General features: G+C 67.4%; 16 protein-coding genes. 11 read left to right on the forward strand and 5 right to left on the reverse strand.

The window, feature by feature from the left end; genetic code table 11:
- The first annotated feature begins 168 nt into the window (after positions 1–168).
- The 3 genes from FAZ98_RS09100 to FAZ98_RS09110 all read left to right on the forward strand — a co-directional run bounded on the left by FAZ98_RS09100 (position 169) and on the right by FAZ98_RS09110 (position 3,977).
- Positions 169–1,497, forward strand: a complete 1,329-nt coding sequence (locus tag FAZ98_RS09100) for an MFS transporter (RefSeq protein WP_158950816.1) — start codon at positions 169–171, stop codon at positions 1,495–1,497.
- A gap of 108 nt (positions 1,498–1,605) precedes the next feature.
- A complete protein-coding gene (locus FAZ98_RS09105; protein ID WP_158950818.1) occupies positions 1,606–2,514 on the forward strand; it encodes a TauD/TfdA dioxygenase family protein in 909 nt (302 codons plus the stop codon).
- Positions 2,515–2,555: 41 nt separating this feature from the next.
- Positions 2,556–3,977, forward strand: coding sequence for an aldehyde dehydrogenase family protein (locus FAZ98_RS09110; RefSeq protein ID WP_158950820.1), 1,422 nt, complete (start codon positions 2,556–2,558; stop codon positions 3,975–3,977).
- Between the two features lie 74 nt (positions 3,978–4,051).
- Here FAZ98_RS09110 and FAZ98_RS09115 read toward each other — a convergent pair whose 3' ends face one another.
- On the reverse strand, positions 4,052–4,441 hold the full coding sequence (locus FAZ98_RS09115; RefSeq protein ID WP_233272590.1) for a BON domain-containing protein: 390 nt from the start codon (positions 4,439–4,441) through the stop codon (positions 4,052–4,054).
- 43 nt (positions 4,442–4,484) lie between these two features.
- The gene (locus tag FAZ98_RS09120) at positions 4,485–5,603 is read right to left on the reverse strand and encodes a porin (RefSeq protein ID WP_158950822.1); all 1,119 of its coding nucleotides are present in this window, start codon (positions 5,601–5,603) and stop codon (positions 4,485–4,487) included.
- Between the two features lie 506 nt (positions 5,604–6,109).
- On the opposite strand from FAZ98_RS09120, the gene FAZ98_RS09125 reads away from it, so the two are divergent.
- The 7 genes from FAZ98_RS09125 to FAZ98_RS09155 all read left to right on the forward strand — a co-directional run bounded on the left by FAZ98_RS09125 (position 6,110) and on the right by FAZ98_RS09155 (position 15,270).
- Positions 6,110–8,923, forward strand: a complete 2,814-nt coding sequence (locus FAZ98_RS09125; RefSeq protein WP_158950824.1) for a helix-turn-helix transcriptional regulator — start codon at positions 6,110–6,112, stop codon at positions 8,921–8,923.
- A gap of 193 nt (positions 8,924–9,116) precedes the next feature.
- On the forward strand, positions 9,117–11,039 hold the full coding sequence (locus FAZ98_RS09130; RefSeq protein WP_158950826.1) for a feruloyl-CoA synthase: 1,923 nt from the start codon (positions 9,117–9,119) through the stop codon (positions 11,037–11,039).
- Between the two features lie 79 nt (positions 11,040–11,118).
- A complete protein-coding gene (locus tag FAZ98_RS09135; RefSeq protein WP_158950828.1) occupies positions 11,119–12,258 on the forward strand; it encodes an acyl-CoA dehydrogenase family protein in 1,140 nt (379 codons plus the stop codon).
- A gap of 54 nt (positions 12,259–12,312) precedes the next feature.
- Positions 12,313–13,500: a lipid-transfer protein gene (locus tag FAZ98_RS09140; protein WP_158950830.1), complete on the forward strand. Its 1,188-nt coding sequence runs from the start codon at positions 12,313–12,315 to the stop codon at positions 13,498–13,500.
- 25 nt (positions 13,501–13,525) lie between these two features.
- The gene (locus tag FAZ98_RS09145) at positions 13,526–13,966 is read left to right on the forward strand and encodes a MaoC family dehydratase N-terminal domain-containing protein (protein ID WP_158950832.1); all 441 of its coding nucleotides are present in this window, start codon (positions 13,526–13,528) and stop codon (positions 13,964–13,966) included.
- A 12-nt stretch (positions 13,967–13,978) separates the two neighbouring features.
- A complete protein-coding gene (locus tag FAZ98_RS09150; protein ID WP_158950834.1) occupies positions 13,979–14,395 on the forward strand; it encodes a MaoC family dehydratase in 417 nt (138 codons plus the stop codon).
- Positions 14,396–14,445: 50 nt separating this feature from the next.
- Positions 14,446–15,270: an SDR family NAD(P)-dependent oxidoreductase gene (locus FAZ98_RS09155; RefSeq protein ID WP_158950836.1), complete on the forward strand. Its 825-nt coding sequence runs from the start codon at positions 14,446–14,448 to the stop codon at positions 15,268–15,270.
- Between the two features lie 142 nt (positions 15,271–15,412).
- Here FAZ98_RS09155 and FAZ98_RS09160 read toward each other — a convergent pair whose 3' ends face one another.
- The 3 genes from FAZ98_RS09160 to FAZ98_RS09170 all read right to left on the reverse strand — a co-directional run bounded on the left by FAZ98_RS09160 (position 15,413) and on the right by FAZ98_RS09170 (position 18,401).
- Positions 15,413–15,889: a DUF2214 family protein gene (locus FAZ98_RS09160; protein ID WP_158950838.1), complete on the reverse strand. Its 477-nt coding sequence runs from the start codon at positions 15,887–15,889 to the stop codon at positions 15,413–15,415.
- Positions 15,890–16,033: 144 nt separating this feature from the next.
- Positions 16,034–17,101: a hypothetical protein gene (locus FAZ98_RS09165; protein WP_158950840.1), complete on the reverse strand. Its 1,068-nt coding sequence runs from the start codon at positions 17,099–17,101 to the stop codon at positions 16,034–16,036.
- 235 nt (positions 17,102–17,336) lie between these two features.
- Positions 17,337–18,401: a glycosyltransferase family 4 protein gene (locus FAZ98_RS09170; protein ID WP_158950842.1), complete on the reverse strand. Its 1,065-nt coding sequence runs from the start codon at positions 18,399–18,401 to the stop codon at positions 17,337–17,339.
- Positions 18,402–19,213: 812 nt separating this feature from the next.
- Between FAZ98_RS09170 and FAZ98_RS09175 the strand changes: the two genes are divergently transcribed.
- Positions 19,214–21,049, forward strand: a complete 1,836-nt coding sequence (locus FAZ98_RS09175) for an ABC transporter ATP-binding protein (RefSeq protein ID WP_158950844.1) — start codon at positions 19,214–19,216, stop codon at positions 21,047–21,049.
- The last annotated feature ends 111 nt before the right edge of the window (positions 21,050–21,160 follow it).

A 21,160-nucleotide genomic window follows, 5' to 3' on the forward strand; every position in this document is an offset into this window, starting at 1 on the left:
ATCCCATGCACGCGCCGTGCACCGCCATTCCTGCCGCTCCCGCCACTGCCGCATTCGCGATCTCGCCGCACTGACGCGACGCCCGCGGTGTCCCGCCTCCCGTCATCGACCAGATCGTCCGACTTCGCCTGCCCCAGCACGCTTGCGCCGATATCACGAGAAACGCCCATGTCCGCTCCAACGACTTATCAGCCGAAGTCCGCCTGGTCCATCGCGATCCTGCTCACGGCACTTTCCACGATCAATTTCCTCGACAAGATCGTGCTTGGCATGGTGGCCGTGCCGCTCATGGCCGACCTCGGTCTTTCGCCCGCGCGCTTCGGCTTCATCGCGGGCAGCTTCTTCTGGCTGTTCTCGATTTCGACGATCCTCGTGGGCTTCCTCGCGAATCGCGTCGACACGCGCTGGATTCTGCTGGCAATGGGCGCGAGCTGGTCCGTCCTGCAATTGCCGCAAGCCTGGACGACGAGCGTCGTCGCCTTGTTCGCGTGCCGCGTGATACTCGGCGCCGCCGAAGGTCCGGCCTTTCCCACCTCCGTGCACGCGCTCTTCAAGTGGTTTCCCGACCGCAAGCGCAATCTGCCCGTCGCGGTCATGAATCAGGGCGCCGTGCTCGGGCTCATGCTCGCCGGTCTCGCGATTCCCGCCATCACGCAGCGCTGGGGCTGGCGCGTCAATTTCCTCGTGCTCGCGGCCGTGGGCGCGCTCTGGTGCGTGCTGTGGATCGCGTTCGGCCGCGAAGGCGCGCTCGACGACACGCGCCGCGCCGCGCTCAACACCAGCGCTAACCAGGTATCGACTCACGCCGCGCGGCTACCCTACCGCCGCATCCTTACCGACGCCTCGGTCGTCTCGGTCTTCCTGCTCGGCTTCGTCGCGTATTGGCTGCTCGGCCAGACCATCACGTGGCTGCCCACCTACCTCGAAAAAGGCCTCGGCTTTACGAGCGTGGCGTCGGGCCGCTGGTTCGCGCTCGTCATCGCGTTCGCGGCGCCCGTCAACATCGGCTTGAGCGCGCTTTCGCAGCGCATGCTCCGGCGCGGTGCGTCCACGCGCGACGCGCGCGCGCGCCTCACGAGTTTCACGATGATCGCCGGCGCGCTGCTCTTCATCGCGCTCGCCACACTCGATCTCACGCCCGTGCAGAAGGTGCTCTGCTATGCGGTCGCGGGCGCGCTCTGCACGTTCTGCCTGTCGATCGGGCCCGCGATGCTCGCCGAAATGGTGCCGCTCGCGCAGCGCGGCTCGATCGTCGCCAGCAACACGGCCGTGGCGAGTCTCGGCGCCGCCATCGGCCCCGCCGTGATCGGGCGCCTCGTGCAGACCTACGCGGCCACGGGCGCGCATGCCTACGAAACCGGTATCGGCGTGACGGGCGCGTTGCTGATCGTGGCGGCGCTCGCCGCGCTGCGCTGGCTGCACCCCGAGCGCTCCTTGCGCACGCTCGAGGCGGCCGCCGCGCCGGTCTCGGTGGGCACGCGCGCGACCCTGCGCTGAACGGCCTCGCTCGATCCGGCGCGCCGTGGGCATCGCGCCGACACACGGCCTGCCCCCATCCCGTCGATGAACCATCCCGTTAACCCGATCTCAACTCACGGAGACGACATGCAAGCTCCCCTTAGCGCCGTCAGCGAGACGGCAGCCCACGCGCCCGACGCCTGGCCCTTCACGCTCACGCGCCACACGCCTCGCATCGGCGCGGAGATCGGCGGCATCGATCTGCGCGAACCGCTCGACGACGCCACCTACCTCGCCCTGCGCCGCGCGCTGCTGCGCTACAAGGTGCTGTTCTTCCGCGATCAGGACATCACGCCCGCGCAGCATGTGGCCATGGCGCGGCGCTTCGGCGAACTCGAGGTCCATCCCACGTTTCCGCATCACCCCGAACACCCGGAACTCGTCATCCTGGGTCGCAACGACGCGAAGCGCGGCCGCGAGAACCTCTACCACTCCGACGTGTCGTGGCGCGAGATCCCGTCGATGGGCTCGATGCTGCGTTGCGTGCAGTGCCCCGAGGTCGGCGGCGACACGATCTGGATCGACATGGTGGCGGCGTACGAGGACCTGCCCGACGACATCAAGACGCGCCTTGCCGGGCTCACGGCCGTGCACGATTTCCTGCCGCTCTTCGGCATTGTCGTGCCCACCGACCAGCATGCCGAGATGAAGCGGCGCTTCCCGCCCGTGACGCACCCGGTCGTGCGCACGCACCCCGAAACCGGCGAAAAAATCCTCTATGTGAACGAGGCGTTCACCACGCATCTCGCGAATTACGGCCAGCAGACCGTCGAGCGCTACCGCGTGGGCTTCGACTTCAAGCTCGCGGAAATGGACCTGCTGCAAACGCTGTTCCGCCAGGCGCAGGTGCCCGAGTACCAGGTGCGCCTCAAGTGGCAGCCGAACACGATCGCGCTCTGGGACAACCGATCTTGCCAACACTACGCCGTGCAGGACTATTTCCCCGCCGTGCGCCAGATGATGCGCGCGACCGTGATCGGCGAACGGCCGGTTTGAGCACGCCACACCCGCCACCATCACGATCGAGGAGACACCGCATGACCACGCTGAACCGCTTTTATGTCGATGGCCAATGGATCGCGCCCGGTGCGAACGCCACCGCGTTCGAGATCGTCGATCCTGTTAGCGAGGCGCGCACCGGCACGCTCGCGATGGGCAGCGAAGCCGACGCCGATCGCGCCGTCGCGGCGGCGCGCGCCGCTTTTCCCGCATGGTCCGGGTCGAGCCGCGAAACGCGCCTCGCGCTGCTCGAACGCATCGCCGCGATCTATCAGCGCCGCCTGCCCGAAATCGCCGACGCGGTGCGCCGCGAGATCGGCGCGCCCGTGGCGCTGTGCAATGCGCTCCAGGCGCCCATCGGCCTCGCGCATCTGCGCGCCAACCTCGCCACGCTGCGCGACTTCGCCTTCGAGACCACGCACGGCAAGAGTCATGTGCGCCGCGAAGCGATCGGCGTGGCGGCGCTCATCACGCCCTGGAACTGGCCGCTGAACCAGATCGTGGCGAAGGTCGCGCCCGCGCTCGCGGCGGGCTGCACCGTCGTGCTCAAGCCCTCGGAAATCGCGCCGTTCGACGCCGTGATCTTCGCGGAAATCCTGCACGAAGCCGGCACGCCCGCGGGCGTGTTCAACATGGTGTTCGGCGCCGGCGCGGTGGTCGGCGCGCGGCTCGCCTCGCATCCCGACGTCGACATGGTATCGATCACGGGTTCGACGCGCGCGGGCGTCGAGGTGGCGCTCGCGGCCGCGCCCACGGTCAAGCGCGTCGCGCAGGAACTCGGCGGCAAGTCGGCGCTGATCGTGCTCGACGACGCCGATCTGCAAACGGCCGTCGCGAGCGGCGTGGCCCAATGCATGGCCAACTCGGGGCAGACCTGTATCGCGCCCACGCGCATGCTCGTGCCGCGCGCGCGTTACGAGGAAGCGGTGTCGATCGCGGCGGCGGCCGCGAACGCGATTCCCGTGGGCGATCCGCTCGACCCCGCCACGCGCATGGGGCCGATCTCGAATCGCGCGCAATACGAGAAGGTCCAGCGCCTGATCGAAACCGGCATGGCGGAAGGCGCGCGCGTGGCGGCGGGCGGATTGGGGCGCCCCGCCGGACTCGAACGCGGCTTCTTCGCGCGGCCGACGATCTTCGCCGACGTGCACAACGACATGCAAATCGCCCGCGAGGAAATCTTCGGTCCGGTGCTCGCGCTCATCCCCTACGAAGACGAAGACGACGCCGTGCGCATCGCCAACGACAGCGTCTACGGGCTCGCGGGCTATATCGCCACGAACGACATGGAACGCGCGCGCCGGATCGCGGCGCGCTTGCGTGTGGGTTCGGTGCGCATCAACGGCGCGATGCTCGACGTGACCGTGCCGTTCGGCGGCTACAAGACCTCGGGCAACGGGCGCGAGTACGGCGTGGAAGGCTTGCTGGAATTTCTCGAGTGCAAGTCGGTGACGATGTAGGCCACCGGCGTAAGAATCATCGACATGAAAAAAGCCCGCTCGAACGCGGGCTTTTTCGCTTGGCGAACCGCGCGTCAGAACGTGGACAGCATCAGCGTATTCGTCACCGAGGTCACGCCCTGCACGCCCTTCGCCACCGTGGCCGCCTGCTCGATCTGCGCCTCCTCGGGCACACCGCCTTCGAGGATCACGGCGCCGTTGGTCGCGCGCACGGTGATGCCGGCCGCGCGCAGCCCCTTGGCCTTCGCGAGCGCGTTGAGCACGCGGCGGCGCAGCGCGCGGTCGGCGGCCCGCGAAGAAGCGGGCGTGGCGCCCTTCGTGGTGCCCGTTGTAGTGCCCGCCGTGGCGCTCGCTGCCGCGCTCAGGGGCGACGCCCCCGAAGCCGCATCCTGCGCCCGGACCGAAACCGAAACCGCCAACAGCATGGCCACGGCAAGCGCCTGGCCGCATCGAACGAGAGTCATCGCGTTCTCCTTGTCATGTAGTGAAGCCATCGCGTGCGCGAGCTCAGAACCGGTGCGTCATGCCGACCACGGCCAGCACCTGCTTCGTGTCGGGGGCCGTGACCGAAACGCCCGGCCAGCTCATCGTCGCGGTGCCGTTGTTCTTCATGTAGCCCGCGCGCGCGTAGAACGCCGTGCGCTTCGAGATGCTGTGATCGACGCCGATCTGCACGCCCGGCGTGTTGTCGTGCGCGCCGCGCACGTTGCGCTGGAAGCCGGCGATCTCGATCGTGTCGGCGGGTGTGGCCTGGATCGTCGCGCCCAGTTCCATCACGCTGTACGACTTGCCCGCGCCGATCAGTGCGGCCATCGAGCCCGCGGCGGCATCGTGCGGCTTGTTATAGCCGTAGTTGAACTGCAAATTGACGATGCCGATGCGATAGCCCAGCGCGCCCGTGTAGTGCTCCGTGCCGAGCAGATTGAGCGCGGCGGGCAGCACCGAAATCCGCGCCGTGCCCGGATGCTGGTATTGATACGCGAGACCCGCATAGAGGCCATAGCCCGAATACGAGAGACCGAGGTCGAGCGTGTTGCCCGAGGTCTGCGGCACCGGCTGCGTGACCGTGGCCGCGAACGCATACATCGCGTACAGCTGGAAGCCGGCAAGATTCGGCGAGCGGTACATCACCGAGTTGCTGGTGCGGCCCGTCACGTATTGCGTGGCGAGCGTGTTGTGATCGACGGCCAGCAGCGAGGCCGAGAGCGGCGAAAGCACTTCGTTGCCGCGAAACGGATCGGTCGGATACACGATCCAGAAGGTCGGCTGATACTGCCGCCCGAACGTGAGCGTGCCGTACTTCTCGTGCGCGAGCCCGACCCACGCCTGACGATAGAAGAGCGCCGTCGTGTCGGCGAACAACGCGCCGTTGTTGACGTTGAAACCCGTCTCCACGTCGAACACCGCTTTCAGGCCATTGCCGAGATCTTCGGAGCCCTTCAGGCCGAACATCGACCCGGTGTTGCCGCCGCTTCGTTCGGAAAACGAATTGGTACGCCCGCCGTTGTGCAGATACTGACCGAATACGTCGACCACGCCATACAGCGTCACGCTCGACTGCGCCGCTGCGCCGCCCGCCATCAGCGCCAGCGCCGCCGCGCTGAGGCTCGTTCTGATAAACCGCATGCACGTCTCCTCGTTCTTGATTGCCGCCCGTGGCACGAGCGGCCCGGATACGACTCCACCGGCGCCAGCCAGCACTGACAGGCACATGCGGCGCAGTGTTGCAGGACCGTGCAGACCGAGACCTACCCGAACGGAGTGGGAGCGGGATTACCCCGACCGGCCTTGAGCCACAAGGGTTGATCGAGCGCAAGACAGCCGCCGTGGCGCGTTTGCCACCCGCGCGGGGTGGGGACGCCGGCCGCGCGTCAAATCATCATCTCGATATCGCGCCTATCGCTTGTTGGGTGCCATTCCTAGTGCAAACAGTGGTCTCGAAATAAAACCGTGAGCGAAACCGCCGGCGCCTTCATGCTCAAGCCGCTCGTCATGCCTGACCTCCCTTCCCGCTTCGCGCTCCGCTTTGCCGCGGCTGCACGCCGGCCCGCGCGCTACAATCGCCCGATCCCCGTTTCACTCCCGGGCGCACGCGGCGAAGGCGGCGCCTCGTCTGCGAGGCGCACGCGAACATGTCGCAACGCTGGTCCGCCCCCTCTGGTTCCGTCACCGGCGCGTCGTCCCGGGTGATGGCGCCGCGCAGCAAAACCCGCATCGTGGCGCGCGAGCGTCTCGTCGCCCAGTTGCTCGAGGCGCGCCGCAAGCGCTGCATCGTCATTCAGGGGCCGGCCGGCTGCGGCAAGACCGCGGCGCTCGTCGCGTGGCGCGAAGCGCTGCTGCCGCTCGGCTTCGATCTCGCGTGGCTCACGCTCGCGCCCGAAGACGACGACCTCGCGAGCTTCGTGGGCGGTCTCGTCGCGAGCCTCGCGCAAGTCGATCCGGCCATCTGCCGCGAAGCCGCGTTGTTCGGCGGCCGCGGCGTGGACGACGAAGCCGTCGAGCGCACCGTGATCGCGCTCGTGCGCGCCATCGCGAGCCGCTCCGGCGAGCTCGCGCTCGTCATCGACGATCTCGATCACCTCACGAATCCGCGCAGCCATCGCGCGCTGCAATGGCTGATCGACTACGCGCCGCCGGGTTTGCATCTCGTCCTGGTCTCGCGCGGCGCCACGCCGTTTTCGTTCGGCCGCCTGCGCGATCAGGACCTCGTGCTCGAACTCGGCATGCGCGATCTGCGCTTCACGTTCGCCGAATCCGCCGATTACCTGCGCGCGCAACTCGGCGACGTGAGCGAGCGCGACGCGCGCGACATGCACGAGCTCACCGACGGCTGGGTCGCCGGCTTGCAACTGTTCGCCCTGCATCTGAAGCGGCGCAAAAGTGCATCCGACACGCCTCGCGCAGCCGAGGCGAACGACCTCGCCGATCCGCTCACGCGCGCTCAACTTCACGATGCACGCGCGTTCGGCGACTACTTCGAGCGCGCCGTGCTCTCGCGACTCACGCCGAGCGAAGTCGAACTGCTCGTGCGCACCTCGGCATGCGCGCGGCTGTGCTCGTCGCTGTGCGTCGCGCTCGTCGGCGACGAGCATCCCGCCGGCGACGTACTCGCGCTGCTCGCGCGCCTCGAAACCGACAACCTCTTCATCGCGCAGATCGAGCGCGTCGGCAACGCCACGTGGTATCGGCTCAATCCGCTCTTTCGCGAAACCTTGCGCGAACGCTTTCGCGCGCGCAGCGAAACCGTGCAGCGCGCCGTGCATCACGCCGCATGGTGCTGGTTCCGCGATCACGATCTCCCCGAGGAAGCCGTGCGCCACGCGTTGCACGCTGGCGAAGCCGCCGCGGCCGCCGACCTCGTGCTCGCCGTGGCGCGCGATCTGCAGGTGGCGGGCGATCTGCGCAAGCTCGTCGCGCTGCTGCATCTGCTGCCGCAAGCGGAGATCGAGGCGCGCATCGGCTTACGCCTGTGGCGTTTGCAACTCGAACTCTATGCGCGCGACTTCGACGCGTGCGCCGCAACCATCGCGCGACTCGACGCCGACATTCCCGCCCGCGACACGCGCGAGCGCTACCGGCTCACGCTGCTGCGCGCCGCCGTCGACGCGCAACGCGACCACGCCGACAGCGCGATGGCCTCGCTCCCGCAACTGCTCGCCGCGCCCGCCGACGCCGACAGCATCGCGATCGGCGCACGCAACAACCTGCTCTCGTGGCTTTACATGCGGCGCGGCGAATACGACCACGCGCGCGCGATCCAGCACGACGGCACGCGGCCGCTGATCGGCGGCGCGCCGCTCATGGGCACCTCGGCGGGCGTGCTGAACGGCCGCTGCCTCGTTGGCTACAGCTACGCGCTCGAGGGCGAATTCCTGCAAGTCGAGCGCATCAGCCGCGAAGTCCTCGCCGAAGCCGACCAGCGCGGCAGCAGCGCCGCCGAAGCCGCCTGCCTCGCGGCGGCGCTGCTCGGCGAGGCGCTCTACGAGTTCAACGATTGCGCGGGCGCGCGGCGTCTGCTCGAAGATCGCGTCGACGTCCTGGAACGCGTGTCGATTCCCGACTCGGTGCTGCGCGTGCATACGGTGCTCTCGGCGGCGCACTGGGCGCAGGGCCATCGGCTCGATGCATTCGCGTGCCTCGAACGGCTCGAAGACTACGCGAGCCGCCACGGCTTGCCGCGTTTGCTCGCGCACAGTCTCGCCGCGCAGGTGCAGCGCCATCTGCAATGCGGCCAGTTCGACGCGGCCGAAGCCGATCTCGCGCGACTCGACGCCAAAGCCGCGCGCCTGCGCCCCACGCGCCCCGACGCGTGGCACGACGTGCACGCGCTCGCCGAACGCGCGCACGTGAGCTGGTGCGTCGCGCACGAAGACTACGAGGGCGCGGCGCTGCGTCTGCCCGCGCTCGTCGCGTTGTGCGCGGAGCGCGGCTGGCAGCATCACGTTGTGCAGTTACGCCTGCAGGCGGCGCTCGTCGACCATCACCGCAACCGCGCGGATGCCGCGCAGCAGGCCGCGCTCGCGGGCCTGCGCCTCGGGCATCGGCTCGGCCTCGTGCGCAGCGTGCTCGACGCCGACGCGGGCTTTGCGACGAACGTGATCGAGTTCGCCGAAGCCGTCGCGCGCCGCGAATCCGCCGACGCCGTGCTCGCGTTCTACGTCGACCGCCTGCGCGCCGCGCGCGACGCCGCGGCAATCGTCAGCATGCCGAAGGAAAAAGCGCTCGAGCGCGGCGCGGCCGCCAGCGCCACCGAGGCACTCAGCGAACGCGAGACGCGGGTCGTGAGCCTGCTCGCCCAGGCGCTGCCCAACAAGAAGATCGCGCGCACGCTCGGCATCTCGCCCGAGACCGTCAAGTGGCACCTCAAGAACATCTACGGCAAGCTCGGCGTATCGAGCCGCGACGAGGCCGTCGCGCGCGTGCGCGACCTCGGCATCGACGCCTGAAACGGGGCGCGCGGGCGCGCTACCCGCTTCGGGTGGTGTCGCGCGTCACGCCGGCCGCTATGCTGGGTTTCAAGGAGATCGCGTCCGCTCGGCCATCCCCACGGCGCGGCGCTCCGACACAATCAACGTAGTGCCCCGCTCGCCGTTCTCATCGCGAAGCGGTCGCACGCAAACGTTCAGGAGACACGGCGTCATGACTACGCTCACGGCCCGCCCCTCGCCGGGGGACGCGATCCATCCGGTGCGCCCGGTTCGCATGCCGCAGCGCCGCACGCTCGTCGAGCGGCGTCACGACGGCAGCCTGATCCTTCGCTCGGCCTATCCGCCGCCTGCCATCGCTCAGGCGAGTTTCGCCGACTTCATAGAAGCCTGGGCGCGCACGCGCGGCGAGACGCCCGCGTTTCGCCAGCGCGACAGCCACGGCGCATGGCGCGGCGTCAGCTGGCGCGAGTTGTGGCAGCAGGTGCAGTCGGTGGGCGCGGCGCTGCTCGAACTGGGCCTGGATCAAACGCATCCGCTCATGCTGCTTTCGGGCAATTCGATCGAGCAGGCCGTGCTGCTGCTCGCCGCCGAATACGTGGGCGTGCCCGCTGCACCCGTCTCGCCCGCCTACGCGATGCTCAGCAAGGACTTTGCGCGCCTGAAGGCCGTCGCGGAAAGCGTGCCGCCCGCCGCCGTGTTCGTGCAGGATGCGAAAACGTTCGAGCGCGCGCTCGACGCACTTTCCGCAACAGGACACGGCAACGCGCCGGTAATCGCCGTGCACGGGGCGAAAGAGCACCAACACGCGCGGTATCGCGACTGGGCCACGCTGGCCGCGACCGAACTCACGCCCGCGCGCCGCGCCGCCATCGCCGCCGCCCGCGCCAACATCACGCCGGCGAGCACCGCGCGCGTGCTCTTCACCTCGGGCTCGACCGGCGTGCCCAAAGGCGTGCCGCTCACGTTCGGCAACCTCAAGGCCGTGGCCGCGTATTTCGCCGACAACTTCACGTTCCTGAGCGATACCGAACCCGTATTCCTCGACTGGCTGCCCTGGCATCACGGCCTGGGCGGCGTGCTCAATCTGGGCCGTTCGGTGCAGTTCGGCGCGACGCATTACATCGACGATGGCCGCCCCGTGCCCGGCATGATCGAGCGCACGGTGCGCAATCTGCGCGAAGTCGCGCCCACGATCTTCACGAGCGTGCCGTCCGCGTGGACCGTGCTCGCCGACGAACTCGAACACAACACCGAACTCGCCGCGAGCCTGTTCTCGAAGGCCCACTTCTTCGGCTACGGCGGCGCGAGTTTGCCCACCGACGTGCTGGAGCGCATCCAACGCGTGGCGCAGCGCACGATCGGCCAGCGCATCGCGTTTCTCACCGGCCTCGCCTGCACGGAAACGAGCGGCATGGGCACGTATTGCAGTTGGGAATCGGCCACACCCGGCAACATCGGCACGCCGGTACCGGGCTCGGAGGTCAAGCTCGTGCCGCTCGAAGGCAGCGACGGACGCTACGAAATCCGCATGCGCGGCGCCAACGTGTTCGGCGGCTACATCAAGCAACCCGACCTCACGGCGGCGGCGTTCGACAGCGAAGGCTTCTTCAAACTCGGCGACGCCGTGCGCCTCGCCAATCCCGACGATCCCGCGCAAGGCATGGTGTTCGCGGGCCGCGTGGTCGAGGACTTCAAGCTCACGAACGGCACGTGGGTGCGCACCGGCGCGGTCCGCCTCGCACTGCTCGAACACTGCGCGCCGCTCGTCACCGACGCCGTGATCTGCGGCCACGATCACGCTTATCTCGCGGCGCTTGCGTGGCCCAACGTTGCCGCCTGCCAGCGCCTCGCGCCCGAACTCGAAGGCCTCGACGCCGCCGCGCTCGCGCGGCATCCGCGCGTGGTCGCGGCCTTGAGCGAGCGGCTGCGCGGCCAGTACGCGTCCAGCGACGCGCGAGGCGCGAGCCTCGCCGTCGAACGCCTCCTGCTGATGGCGGAGCCGCCTTCGATGGATGCCAACGAAATCGCCGACAAGGGCTACGTCAATCAGGCCGTCACGCGCGCACGGCGTGCGCCGCTCGTCGACCTGCTGTTCCAGCCCGACCCCGCGCCGCACATCGCTCGCGCACGCTGATCGATCGTCGCGTTCATTACGCTCGTTGCGCTCATTGCGCCCCTTACTTTTTCCCACCGTTTCCAGCCAGGAATCCGTCATGCAAATCAACCGCACCGTCTTTCGCGACGACCACGAGATGCTGCGCACCAGCGCGCGCCGCTTCCTCGAAAAGGAATGCGTGCCGAAGCAAGCCGAATGGGACAAGGCCGGCAAGGTCGATCGCGAGACCTGGCTCAAGGCCGGCCGCGAAGGCCTGCTCTGCCTCACGCTGCCGACCGAATACGGCGGCGGCGGCGGCGACTTCGGCCACGCGGCCGTGCTCAACGAAGAGATCAACCGCGCGGGCGTGAGCGGCCTGGGCTTTTCGGTGCACTCGGACATCATCGCGCCTTACCTCGCGCGCCTCGGCACCGAGGAACAGAAGCAGCGCTGGCTGCCGAAGGTCTGCTCGGGCGAAGCGATTCTCGCCATCGGCATGACCGAACCGGGCACCGGCAGCGATCTCAAGGCCGTGCGCACCACCGCCTTGCGCGACGGCGACGACTACGTCATCAACGGCAGCAAGACCTTCATCAGCAACGGCCTGAACGCCGACCTCATCATCATGGTCTGCAAGACCGACCCGGCGGCGGGTTCGAAGGGCGTGAGCCTGATCGTCGTCGAGGCGGACCGCGAGGGCTTCCGGCGCGGCCGCAAGCTCGACAAGGTGGGCCAGCATGCGCAGGACACGTCGGAACTCTTCTTCGACAACGTGCGCGTACCGGTGTCGAACCGGCTCGGCGAGGAAGGCAAAGGCTTTGCGTATCTGATGGCCGAACTGCCGCAGGAACGCCTGTCGATTGCCGTGGGCGCCGCCGCGAAGCTCGAAGCCTGTCTCGAACACACGCTCAACTACGTGAAGGACCGCCGCGCGTTCAACCAGACCGTGTGGGACTTCCAGAACACCAGGTTCAAGCTCGCCGACATCAAGGCGCAGGCGCTCGCCGTCCGGCTCATGGTCGATCACTATCTCGGCGAACACGTGCGCCGCCGCCTCACGCTCGAAGAAGCGGCCGTGGTCAAGCTGTTCGCCACGGAAGCGCTCGGCAAGGCGCTCGACGACATGGTGCAACTGCATGGCGGCTACGGCTACATGCTCGAATACCCGGTGGCCCGCGCGTTCGCCGACGCGCGCGTCACGCGCATCTACGGCGGCACCAGCGAGGTCATGCGCGACCTCATCTCGCGCACGCTCTGATACCACGCGCCTCGCCGCACCTTCATCGTTTCGCTATTGATCAGGAGTACTGATATGACACGCAGTGCATGCATCGCCGGCGTCGGCATGATTCCGTTCAAGAAGCCCGGCACGAGCGACACCTACGACGTGATGGGCGCGACCGCCATCCGCCAGGCGCTCGACGACGCGGGCCTCGACTACCGCGAGGTGCAGCAGGCCTACGCGGGTTACGTGTACGGCGATTCCACCTGCGGGCAGAAAGCGCTCTACCGCGTGGGCATGACGGGCATTCCCGTCATCAACGTGAACAACAACTGCGCAACGGGTTCGTCGGCGCTCTTTCTCGCGCGCCAGGCCGTGCAGAGCGGCGCCGTCGAGTGCGCGCTCGCGGTGGGTTTCGAGTTCATGGGACCGGGCGCGCTGAAGTCGGTGTGGACGGATCGCGCAAGTGCGCTGGAGCGCGCGCTCGACATGACCGACGAACTCGTGGGCCGCCCCGAAGGCCTGAGCAACGCGATCCGCCAGTTCGCGGGCGCCGGCATGGCGCACATGAAGAAGTACGGCACGAAGCTCGAAACCTTCGCGAAGATCCGCGCCAAGGCAAGCCAGCATGCGGCGCGCAATCCGCTCGCCGTGTTCCGCAACGTCGTGTCGACGGAAGACGTGATGGCCGCGCCCATGCTCTGGGACGGCGTGCTCACGCGCCTGATGGCCTGCCCGCCCACGTGCGGCGCGGCGGCGGCGCTCGTGGTGTCCGAGGCGTTCGCAAAGAAGCACGGGCTGCGCACCGACGTCGTCATCGCGGGCCAGGCGCTCACCACCGACACGCCAAGCACCTATGACGCGCGCGACATGATCCGCGTGGTCGGCTTCGAGATGACGCAAGCCGCGGCACGCAGCGCGTACGAGCAAGCCGGCGTGGGGCCGCGCGACATCGACGTGATCGAGCTGCACGACTGTTTCGCGCAGAACGAGTTGCTCACGTACGAAGGCCTCGGCCTCTGCGAGGAAGGCGCGGGCGAACAGCTCGTCAACGACGGCGACAACACCTACGGCGGCAAGTGGGTCGTCAATCCTTCGGGCGGCTTGCTCTCCAAGGGGCATCCGCTCGGCGCGACCGGTCTTGCGCAATGTTACGAACTCACGCAGCAATTGCGCGGCGCGGCGCGGGAGCGCCAGGTCGAAGGAGCGAAGGTCGCGCTCGCGCACAACGTGGGCCTCGGCGGCGCATGCGTGGTCACCATTTATCAATCGGTCTGAGCGCGCACGTCACGGAGCGATCGACATGATCGACAAGCAATTCATCGGCAAGACGCTACCCGCGTTTCGCGCGGTGGCCGAAGCGGGCCGGCTGCGCTTTTTCGCGAAGGCGACCGGCGAGACGAATCCGGTTTATTTCGACGAAGCGGCCGCGCGCGACGCCGGGCATCCGGGCCTGCCGCTGCCGCCCACGTTCCTGTTCTCGCTGGAGTTCGGGCGCCCCGACAACGCCTGGCGCGACGAGATCGGCATCGAGCTGCCGCGCATCCTGCACGGCGAGCAGACCTTCACGTATCACCGGCTGGCTTATGCCGGCGAGGCGCTGCTGTTCGAGTCGCGCATCGCCGATATTTACGACAAGAAAGCGGGCGCGCTCGAATTCGTGGTGCGCGAGACGCGCGTGACGAACCCGCGCGGAGAACTCGTGGCGGATCTGCGCAGCGTGATCGTGCAACGCAACGGCTAACGGAGACGGCGCATGACTTCACTGAACTTCGACACGATCCAGCTCGGCGACACGCTGCCGCCGCTGGCACTCCCCGCCGTCGACCGCACGATGCTCGCGCTGTTCGCAGGCGCCTCGGGCGACCACAACGCGGTGCATATCGACATCGATTACGCGCGCCGCGCGGGCATGCCCGACGTGTTCGCGCACGGCATGCTCTCGATGGCGTGGCTCGGCCGGCTGCTCACGCAATGGGTGGATCAGCGGGAGTTGCGCCAGTTCGGTGTGCGCTTCGTCGGCATCACGCAGCTCGGGCATCGCATCGTCTGCACGGGGCGTGTGGTCGATAAATTCGAGGCCGACGGCGAGCGCCGCGTGCGCCTCGAAATCCAGACAGCCAATCAGTACGGCGAAACGCGCGTCGTGGGCGACGCCGTGGTCGCGCTTTGAATCAACGCATTGAATCCGCTTCGAATCACTCGTTTGAAGGAGACAGCAGCATGGGCAAGCTCGATGGCAAGGTGGCGCTCGTCACCGGTTCGGGGCGCGGCATCGGTCGCGCGATCGTCGAAAAACTCGCGAGCGAGGGCGCGCGCATCGTCGTGAACGATCTCGACGCCGAGCCGGCGCACGAAACCGTCGAAGCGCTGAAGAAGATGGGCGCGCAGGCCACCGCGTGCGTGGGCAACGTCACCGCGCCCGACTTCGCCGAACGCTTCGTCAACACGGCGATGAGCGCGTACCAGGGTATCGACATCATCGTGAACAACGCGGGCTACACGTGGGACGACGTGATCCAGAAGATGACCGACGAGCAGTGGTACGCGATCATCGACTGTCACATGACCGCGCCGTTTCGCATCCTGCGCGCGGCCTACCCGCACGTGAAGGCGCTGCATGCCGCCGACGTTGCCGAAGGCCGCGAGGTGTATCGCAAGATCGTCAACATTTCTTCCGTCTCGGCGCTCAACGGCAACGCCGGGCAGATGAACTACTCGTCGGCGAAGGCGGGCGTGATCGGCATGACGCGCGCACTCGCCCGCGAATGGGGACGCTTCAACGTGAACGTGAACGCGGTCGCGTTCGGGCTGATCCACACGCGCATGACGTCCGCCGACGCCAAGGCGGGCGCGACGGTGCGGATCGACGGCCGCGACATTCGCGTGGGCCTGAACCCCGAGATGCTCAAGACGCACGCGCAGCGCAATCCGCTCGGCCGTGGCGGCACGCCCGAAGAAGCGGCGGGCGGCGTCTATCTATTCTGTTCGCCGGAATCGAACTACATCACGGGGCAGACCGTGGCGGTGGCGGGCAATCTGCAATGATCCAGTGAGACGTTGCAGTGGCTTGTTGCCTTGACGACCCGCCGCGCGCGGGTCTTTTTTTTTCGTCGACGGGATCGGCACGCGGCGGGGTCGCCTCGCCCGACGCGCCTGATTCACGCCTGATTCACGCCAGACCCGCGCCCTAGCCCGCGTCCGCGCCGGCGCCTGAGTCGAAGCCGATGCCGCGCGCCATGCCGGTTGCGGCAAACACCATCACGATCAGCAGCAGCGTCTGCCACGTACCGATACGCGCGTACTTCGGCGCACCCGTGAGATCGGGCACGTCGCCGCGCCGCACGGCGTTGCGCCAGCGCAGCATCGCCATCATCGGGGCGACTTCGAGCGCGAGAATGAGGACGAGCGCGGCCATCTTCACGTGAAAGAGCGGCGCGTGCAGATAATAATCGGCGCCCTTTTCGAAGCCGCCGAACGCGCGCATCACGCCGGTCACGATCAGCACGAGCGCGGAGCCGCCCCAGCCGTTGTCGGCGCTGAAGATCAGCGGCAGCGCTTCGGTGGAGGTGCAGCGGCGCAGGCCACGCGTGCGCCGCAAGATCGAGGCGAGCGCGAACCCGAAGGCGAGCAGGTGGATGGCGGCCAGCAACCAGCGTGTGAGCATTGCGACTCCTTCGGTAGCGACGACGGGATCGGCAAAGCAACAGCTCAACGGCAATGCCGCCAGCGCGCCCGGGCGCAAACGGCGACATAGCGATGATGCTCGATGTTCGGCGCGCGTGGCGCCTGGGCGCCCAGGCCCGCTCGTTCAGGCTTGACGCAGCGCGGTGTCGAGCGCGCGTGCCGCCAAGCGGTCGTTTTCGCTGCGCAGCCCGACGCGAAACACCGTCTGACGGTTGTGACCGGCCGCGGCGGGCGAGTCCCAGAGCAATTCGATCTTCGGCCAGCGCGAGCGCTGCGGTGCGGGCGTGGGTGCGGCCGGCGGCACGGCGCGGGCGGGCGCGGTGGTTGCCGCAGGGTTTGCGGTGGGGCTGGCACCCGCGCTTTCGGCGTGATCCGGCGATGCGACCGGCATGACTTCCGGCGCGTGATGTATTTCAACGGCGGGTGTTTCGACGGCGGGGGTTTCGGCGTCATGCACCGGCGAAGCCACGCCGGGCGAAGCCACGCCGGGCGAAGCCACGCCGGACGAAGACACGCCGTACGCCTCCCCATGAGACGAAACCGCGCTCACCGGCGCCGGCAGCAACGCGGGCAGCGGCGCCACCGCCGCCCCGCCCTGCGGCGCGCCCGCGAGCCAGCGCACCGCAAGTTCGCGCGCATCGTACTGGCCGAGCTTGCGGCTTTCCTGCCAGACCACGGTCGTGCGGGTCGCGGCGTCGATCGACACGGCGAAGCGGCCGATCGCGAACCGGCGCGCCGCGATATTGGTGCGCCACAACGCGCGCGGACGGCAGATCCACACAACGGCAAGATAGAGCGCGGGCGCGGCGACAAGCCAGCCGTTGGTCTCGGCGATGGCCATGACCGTGCGCCGCCAGCCCGCCGCCCAGACGAACATGCCGATGGAACCGATCGCGAACAGGAAACCGAGCAGCCCGAGGAAGCGCAGCGCCTGACGCAGCCATTGCGGCAACGGGTGATACGGCCGCTCGACGCGCGCCTTGGCGCCCGGCAGCACGATCAGCAAAAACAGGAAGACGAGATTCAGGCACGCGGCCGGCGACGACGCCATGCTTTCGAGCGCGGCGAAGAAGTTCATCTGCCCCATGGAATGGAGCCAGCGCGCGAGCATGACGAGACCGATCGCGCGCAGCGCGAACAGCGTCCCGGCACCGGGTACGGTGGCCGTGGGCGTCGGTCGGGTTCTCGGCAAGGTCGTTCTCCAAAGTCGCGGTTTTTGCGGCAGGGCCATTATAGGGACATTGCGTGCGCGTCTCACGCGCTGCCGCATATTCGAGACACTTCGCGAGCCGCCTCGCGCGCTCGCGCAGGTTGCCCCGCCGCAAGCATCGGCCCCGAATATGACAGCGCCCCGATACCGAAGCATCGGGGCGCTGTAAGAAAAGCGGAAACCGGATGCGCGCCTGGCGCCTCCGGCATCGGCGCGCTTAGCCTGCGTTGACTTCGCGCAGCACCGTGCGGTGCTTCTGACGCAGCAGCTCTTCGTAGACGGCCACGTAATTACGCGCCATCACCTTCGACGAGAAGCGGTCTTCGAACGCCTTGCGCACGCCGGCGCGCGACAGCGACGGCAGACGCTTGAGCGCTGCCACCGCGCTGATTTCGTCTTCGACGACGAAACCCGAGACGCCGTTTTCGATGACTTCCGGCACCGAGCCGCGCTTGAACGCGATCACCGGCGTGCCGCAGGCCATGGCTTCGATCATCACCAGACCGAAGGGCTCCGGCCAGTCGATCGGGAACACCAGCGCGTGCGCGTTGCCGAGGAACTCGCGCTTTTCGGCTTCGCCGATTTCGCCGATGTACTCGACGTGCGGGAGCGCCATCAGCGGCTTGATGGTTTCTTCGTAGTAGGCGCGGTCGGCCTTGTCGATCTTGGCGGCGACCTTGAGCTTCATGCCTGCCTGGCCGGCAATACGGATCGCGCGGTCAAGCCCCTTCTCCGGCGAAACGCGGCCGAGGAACGCGAGGTAGCCCGGTTCGACGTTGGGGATCGGCGTGAGCACGTCTTCCGGCAGGCCGTGATAGACGGTCTGCTGCCAGTTCGCCTGCGCGAGCGGAATGCGCTGGTTGTCGGAAATCGACACGACCGGCACGTCGTTGAACGCGTTGAAGATCGGTTGCAGTTCCGGCAGGTCGAGACGGCCGTGCATCGTCGTGACGAACGGGACCGGCTGACGCTGGAACAGCGAGAACGGGTAATAGTCGATGTGGAAGTGCAGCACGTCGAATTCTTCCGCGCGGCGGCGGACTTCTTCGAGCAGCAGCATGTGCGGCGCCATGACGTCGCGGATCGTCGGGTCGAGACGCAGTGCCTGCGGCCAGAACGCTTCGAGCTTCGCCGAGGTAACCGAATCGCCGCTCGCGAAAAGCGTGACGTCGTGGCCCTGCTCGACCAGCGCTTCGGTCAGGTAGGAGACCACCCGTTCCGTGCCGCCGTACAGCTTGGGAGGAACCGCCTCGTGCAACGGAGCGATTTGAGCGATTCGCATAGTGGTGAACTCCTTCCTCGTAATAAATCGGGCAAAAAACTGCAAATTTGACAATCGACCCGGGCAGACTGCGGCTTTTCCGTATGCCGCGCACCGCCAGGCGTGAGTACCGCATAACCGCGCCGGTGATCCGGACACAGACCCGACGCAGTTGCAGGATTCGTCAGAAAAGTACGACTCATGCAATCGGTACACGCGGCGGTTCAGGCGGTAAACGCGCAGGGCTCGCGGTCGTTGACAAAGAAGCTGTCAAATTCCCTACGTCGTTCGAGTTCGCATTATCCCGATCCAGGGAAAACGCGGACAAGATCATTTCAAAGTCTTTACGTTGTTACAAACCGGAAACACTCGGCAACCCCTTGTTTTCAAACACAGTTCTAGATTGGGGGCTACGCGGCGAAAGAGAACGGCGGACACTGCGCGAGGAAGTCGCAGCAAGATGACAGTTTTCTTTCGTCGCGTCCGGCAGGAGCGCGCCGTGCTCACGTTCTGGAACAGCAACCTGCTCCAGCGCACGAGCCGGTCCCGAATGCAATCCGCAATTCTATCTTGAAATCGGTGCGCAAATCCCGCTGAACCTTGGCTGCAACATCACGGGGACATGACGTATTTTCTGTCCCCATGTCGCGATATGATGCGCCTCCGCCGGGCACACACAGTGCGACTTGGCCCATGCGTGTTTACAATGCGCAGGGTCCGCCCTCGTTTCGGCGCGCGAAAGCCGCGTTTTTTGACACGGTTTGCTAACGCGCGATTCCCGACTACCTTTGAACTTGCACGGACCAAGCTCCGTCAGACCGACCACCGAACAATTGGAACATCTGACCATCGCCCAGCGTAACGCCCACAACGCAAAGCTCGCGAGCTATGCGCGGCGTCCGCTCGCGTTCCTATTCCGCTATATCAAGCGCCATCCGTTCGCCCACGCCGTGGTGCTCGCCAGCGTTTTCGCGGCCGTGGGCTGCGCGCTCGCCTCGCAATACGCGATCAAGCATCTGATCGACGTGCTCGGCGCCGGCCGCCACCATCCGGGCCCGCTGTGGAGCGCCTTCGCCATCCTCGTGGGCCTGATCGCCGCCGACAACCTGCTCTGGCGGGTTGGCGGCTGGTTCGCGGCGCACACGTTCGTCCAGGTGACGGGCGACCTGCGGCGCGATCTTTTCCAGTATCTGAGCGGTCATTCGCCCACTTACTACGCGGAAAAGCAGCCCGGCACCCTGGCGAGCCGCATCACGGCCACCTCGAACGCTGTGTACACGGCCGAGAACACCACCGCGTGGAACGTGCTGCCGCCGTGTATCGCCGTGGCGGGCGCCATCGTCATGATCATCGCCGTCAATCCGTTGATGGCGGCAGGCTTGCTGATCTGCTCGGCGATTCTCTCGGTGATCCTCTTCAAGCTCGCCGGGCGCGGGTCGTCGAAGCACCACACGTTCGCCTCCAAGGCGGCCGCCGTGGACGGCGAACTGGTGGACGTGATCGGCAACATGGCGCTGGTGCGCGCCTTCGGCATGACGATGCGCGAGCAGAACCGCTTCGGCTCGACCGTGAAGGCCGAACTCGACGCGCGCCGCCAGAGCCTGCTCTACCTCGAAAAGCTGCGCCTGCTGCACGCCGTGATCACGGCCATGCTCTCGGCCGGCCTGCTCGGCTGGGCGCTGTGGCTCTGGAACCAGGGCAAGGCGACCTCGGGCGACATCGTGCTCGTCAGCTCGCTCGGCTTCACGATCCTGCACGGCACGCGCGACCTCGCGGTGGCGCTCGTCGACGTGACGCAGCACGTGGCGCGTCTCGCCGAGGCCGTGCAGACGCTGCTCGAACCGCACGGCATGCCCGACCGCGACGACGCCGCCGAACTCGTGGCCCAGGGCGGCCGCGTGGAATTCGAAGGCGTGACCTTCGCCTACCCGCATCGCAAGCCCATTCTCGATCACTTCGATCTGCGCATCGAGGCGGGCCAGCGCGTGGGCCTGATCGGCAAGTCGGGCGCGGGCAAGACCACGGTGCTCGCGCTGCTGCAGCACTTCTATTACACGCAGGGCGGCTCGATCAAGATCGACGGCCAGGACATCGCGCACATGACGCAGGACAGCCTGCGTCATGCGATCGCGCTGGTGCCGCAGGACATTTCGCTGCTGCATCGCTCGATCTACGAGAACATCGCCTACGGCCGCCCCGAGGCGAGCCGCGAGGAAGTGCTCGCGGCGGCCCGCGAGGCGCGCTGCTCGGAGTTCATCGAGGCGATGCCGGAAGGCTATGACACCATCGTGGGCGACCGCGGCGTGAAGCTTTCGGGCGGCCAGCGCCAGCGTATCGCCATTGCGCGCGCGATCCTCAAGAACGCGCCCATCCTGTTGCTCGACGAAGCCACCTCCGCGCTCGACAGCGCTTCGGAGGAAGCGATCCAGCAGGCGCTCGACCGGCTCATGGTGGGCCGCACCGTGATCGCCATCGCGCACCGGCTGTCCACGCTCAACAACTTCGACCGCATCATCGTGATGAGCGCGGGCAAGGTGATCGACGACGGCAGCCCCGACGAGTTGCGCAATCGTCCGGGCCTCTATCGCGATCTGCTGTCGAAGCAATACGGCAAGCAATCCACCCTGCATCTGGGCAGCAAGAAGCCCGACGAGCAGCACGTGGCCTGACGCCCGGGCGTCGGGCGCCCCGCCCTCCGGCCAGGCAAAAAAGCCGCTTCGAAGTTCGAAGCGGCTTTTTGTTTTCTGCCGATGATGAAGCGCAAGCGCAAGGCGACCTGA

The organism is Paraburkholderia acidisoli, assembly GCF_009789675.1.
GTDB lineage: Bacteria > Pseudomonadota > Gammaproteobacteria > Burkholderiales > Burkholderiaceae > Paraburkholderia > Paraburkholderia acidisoli.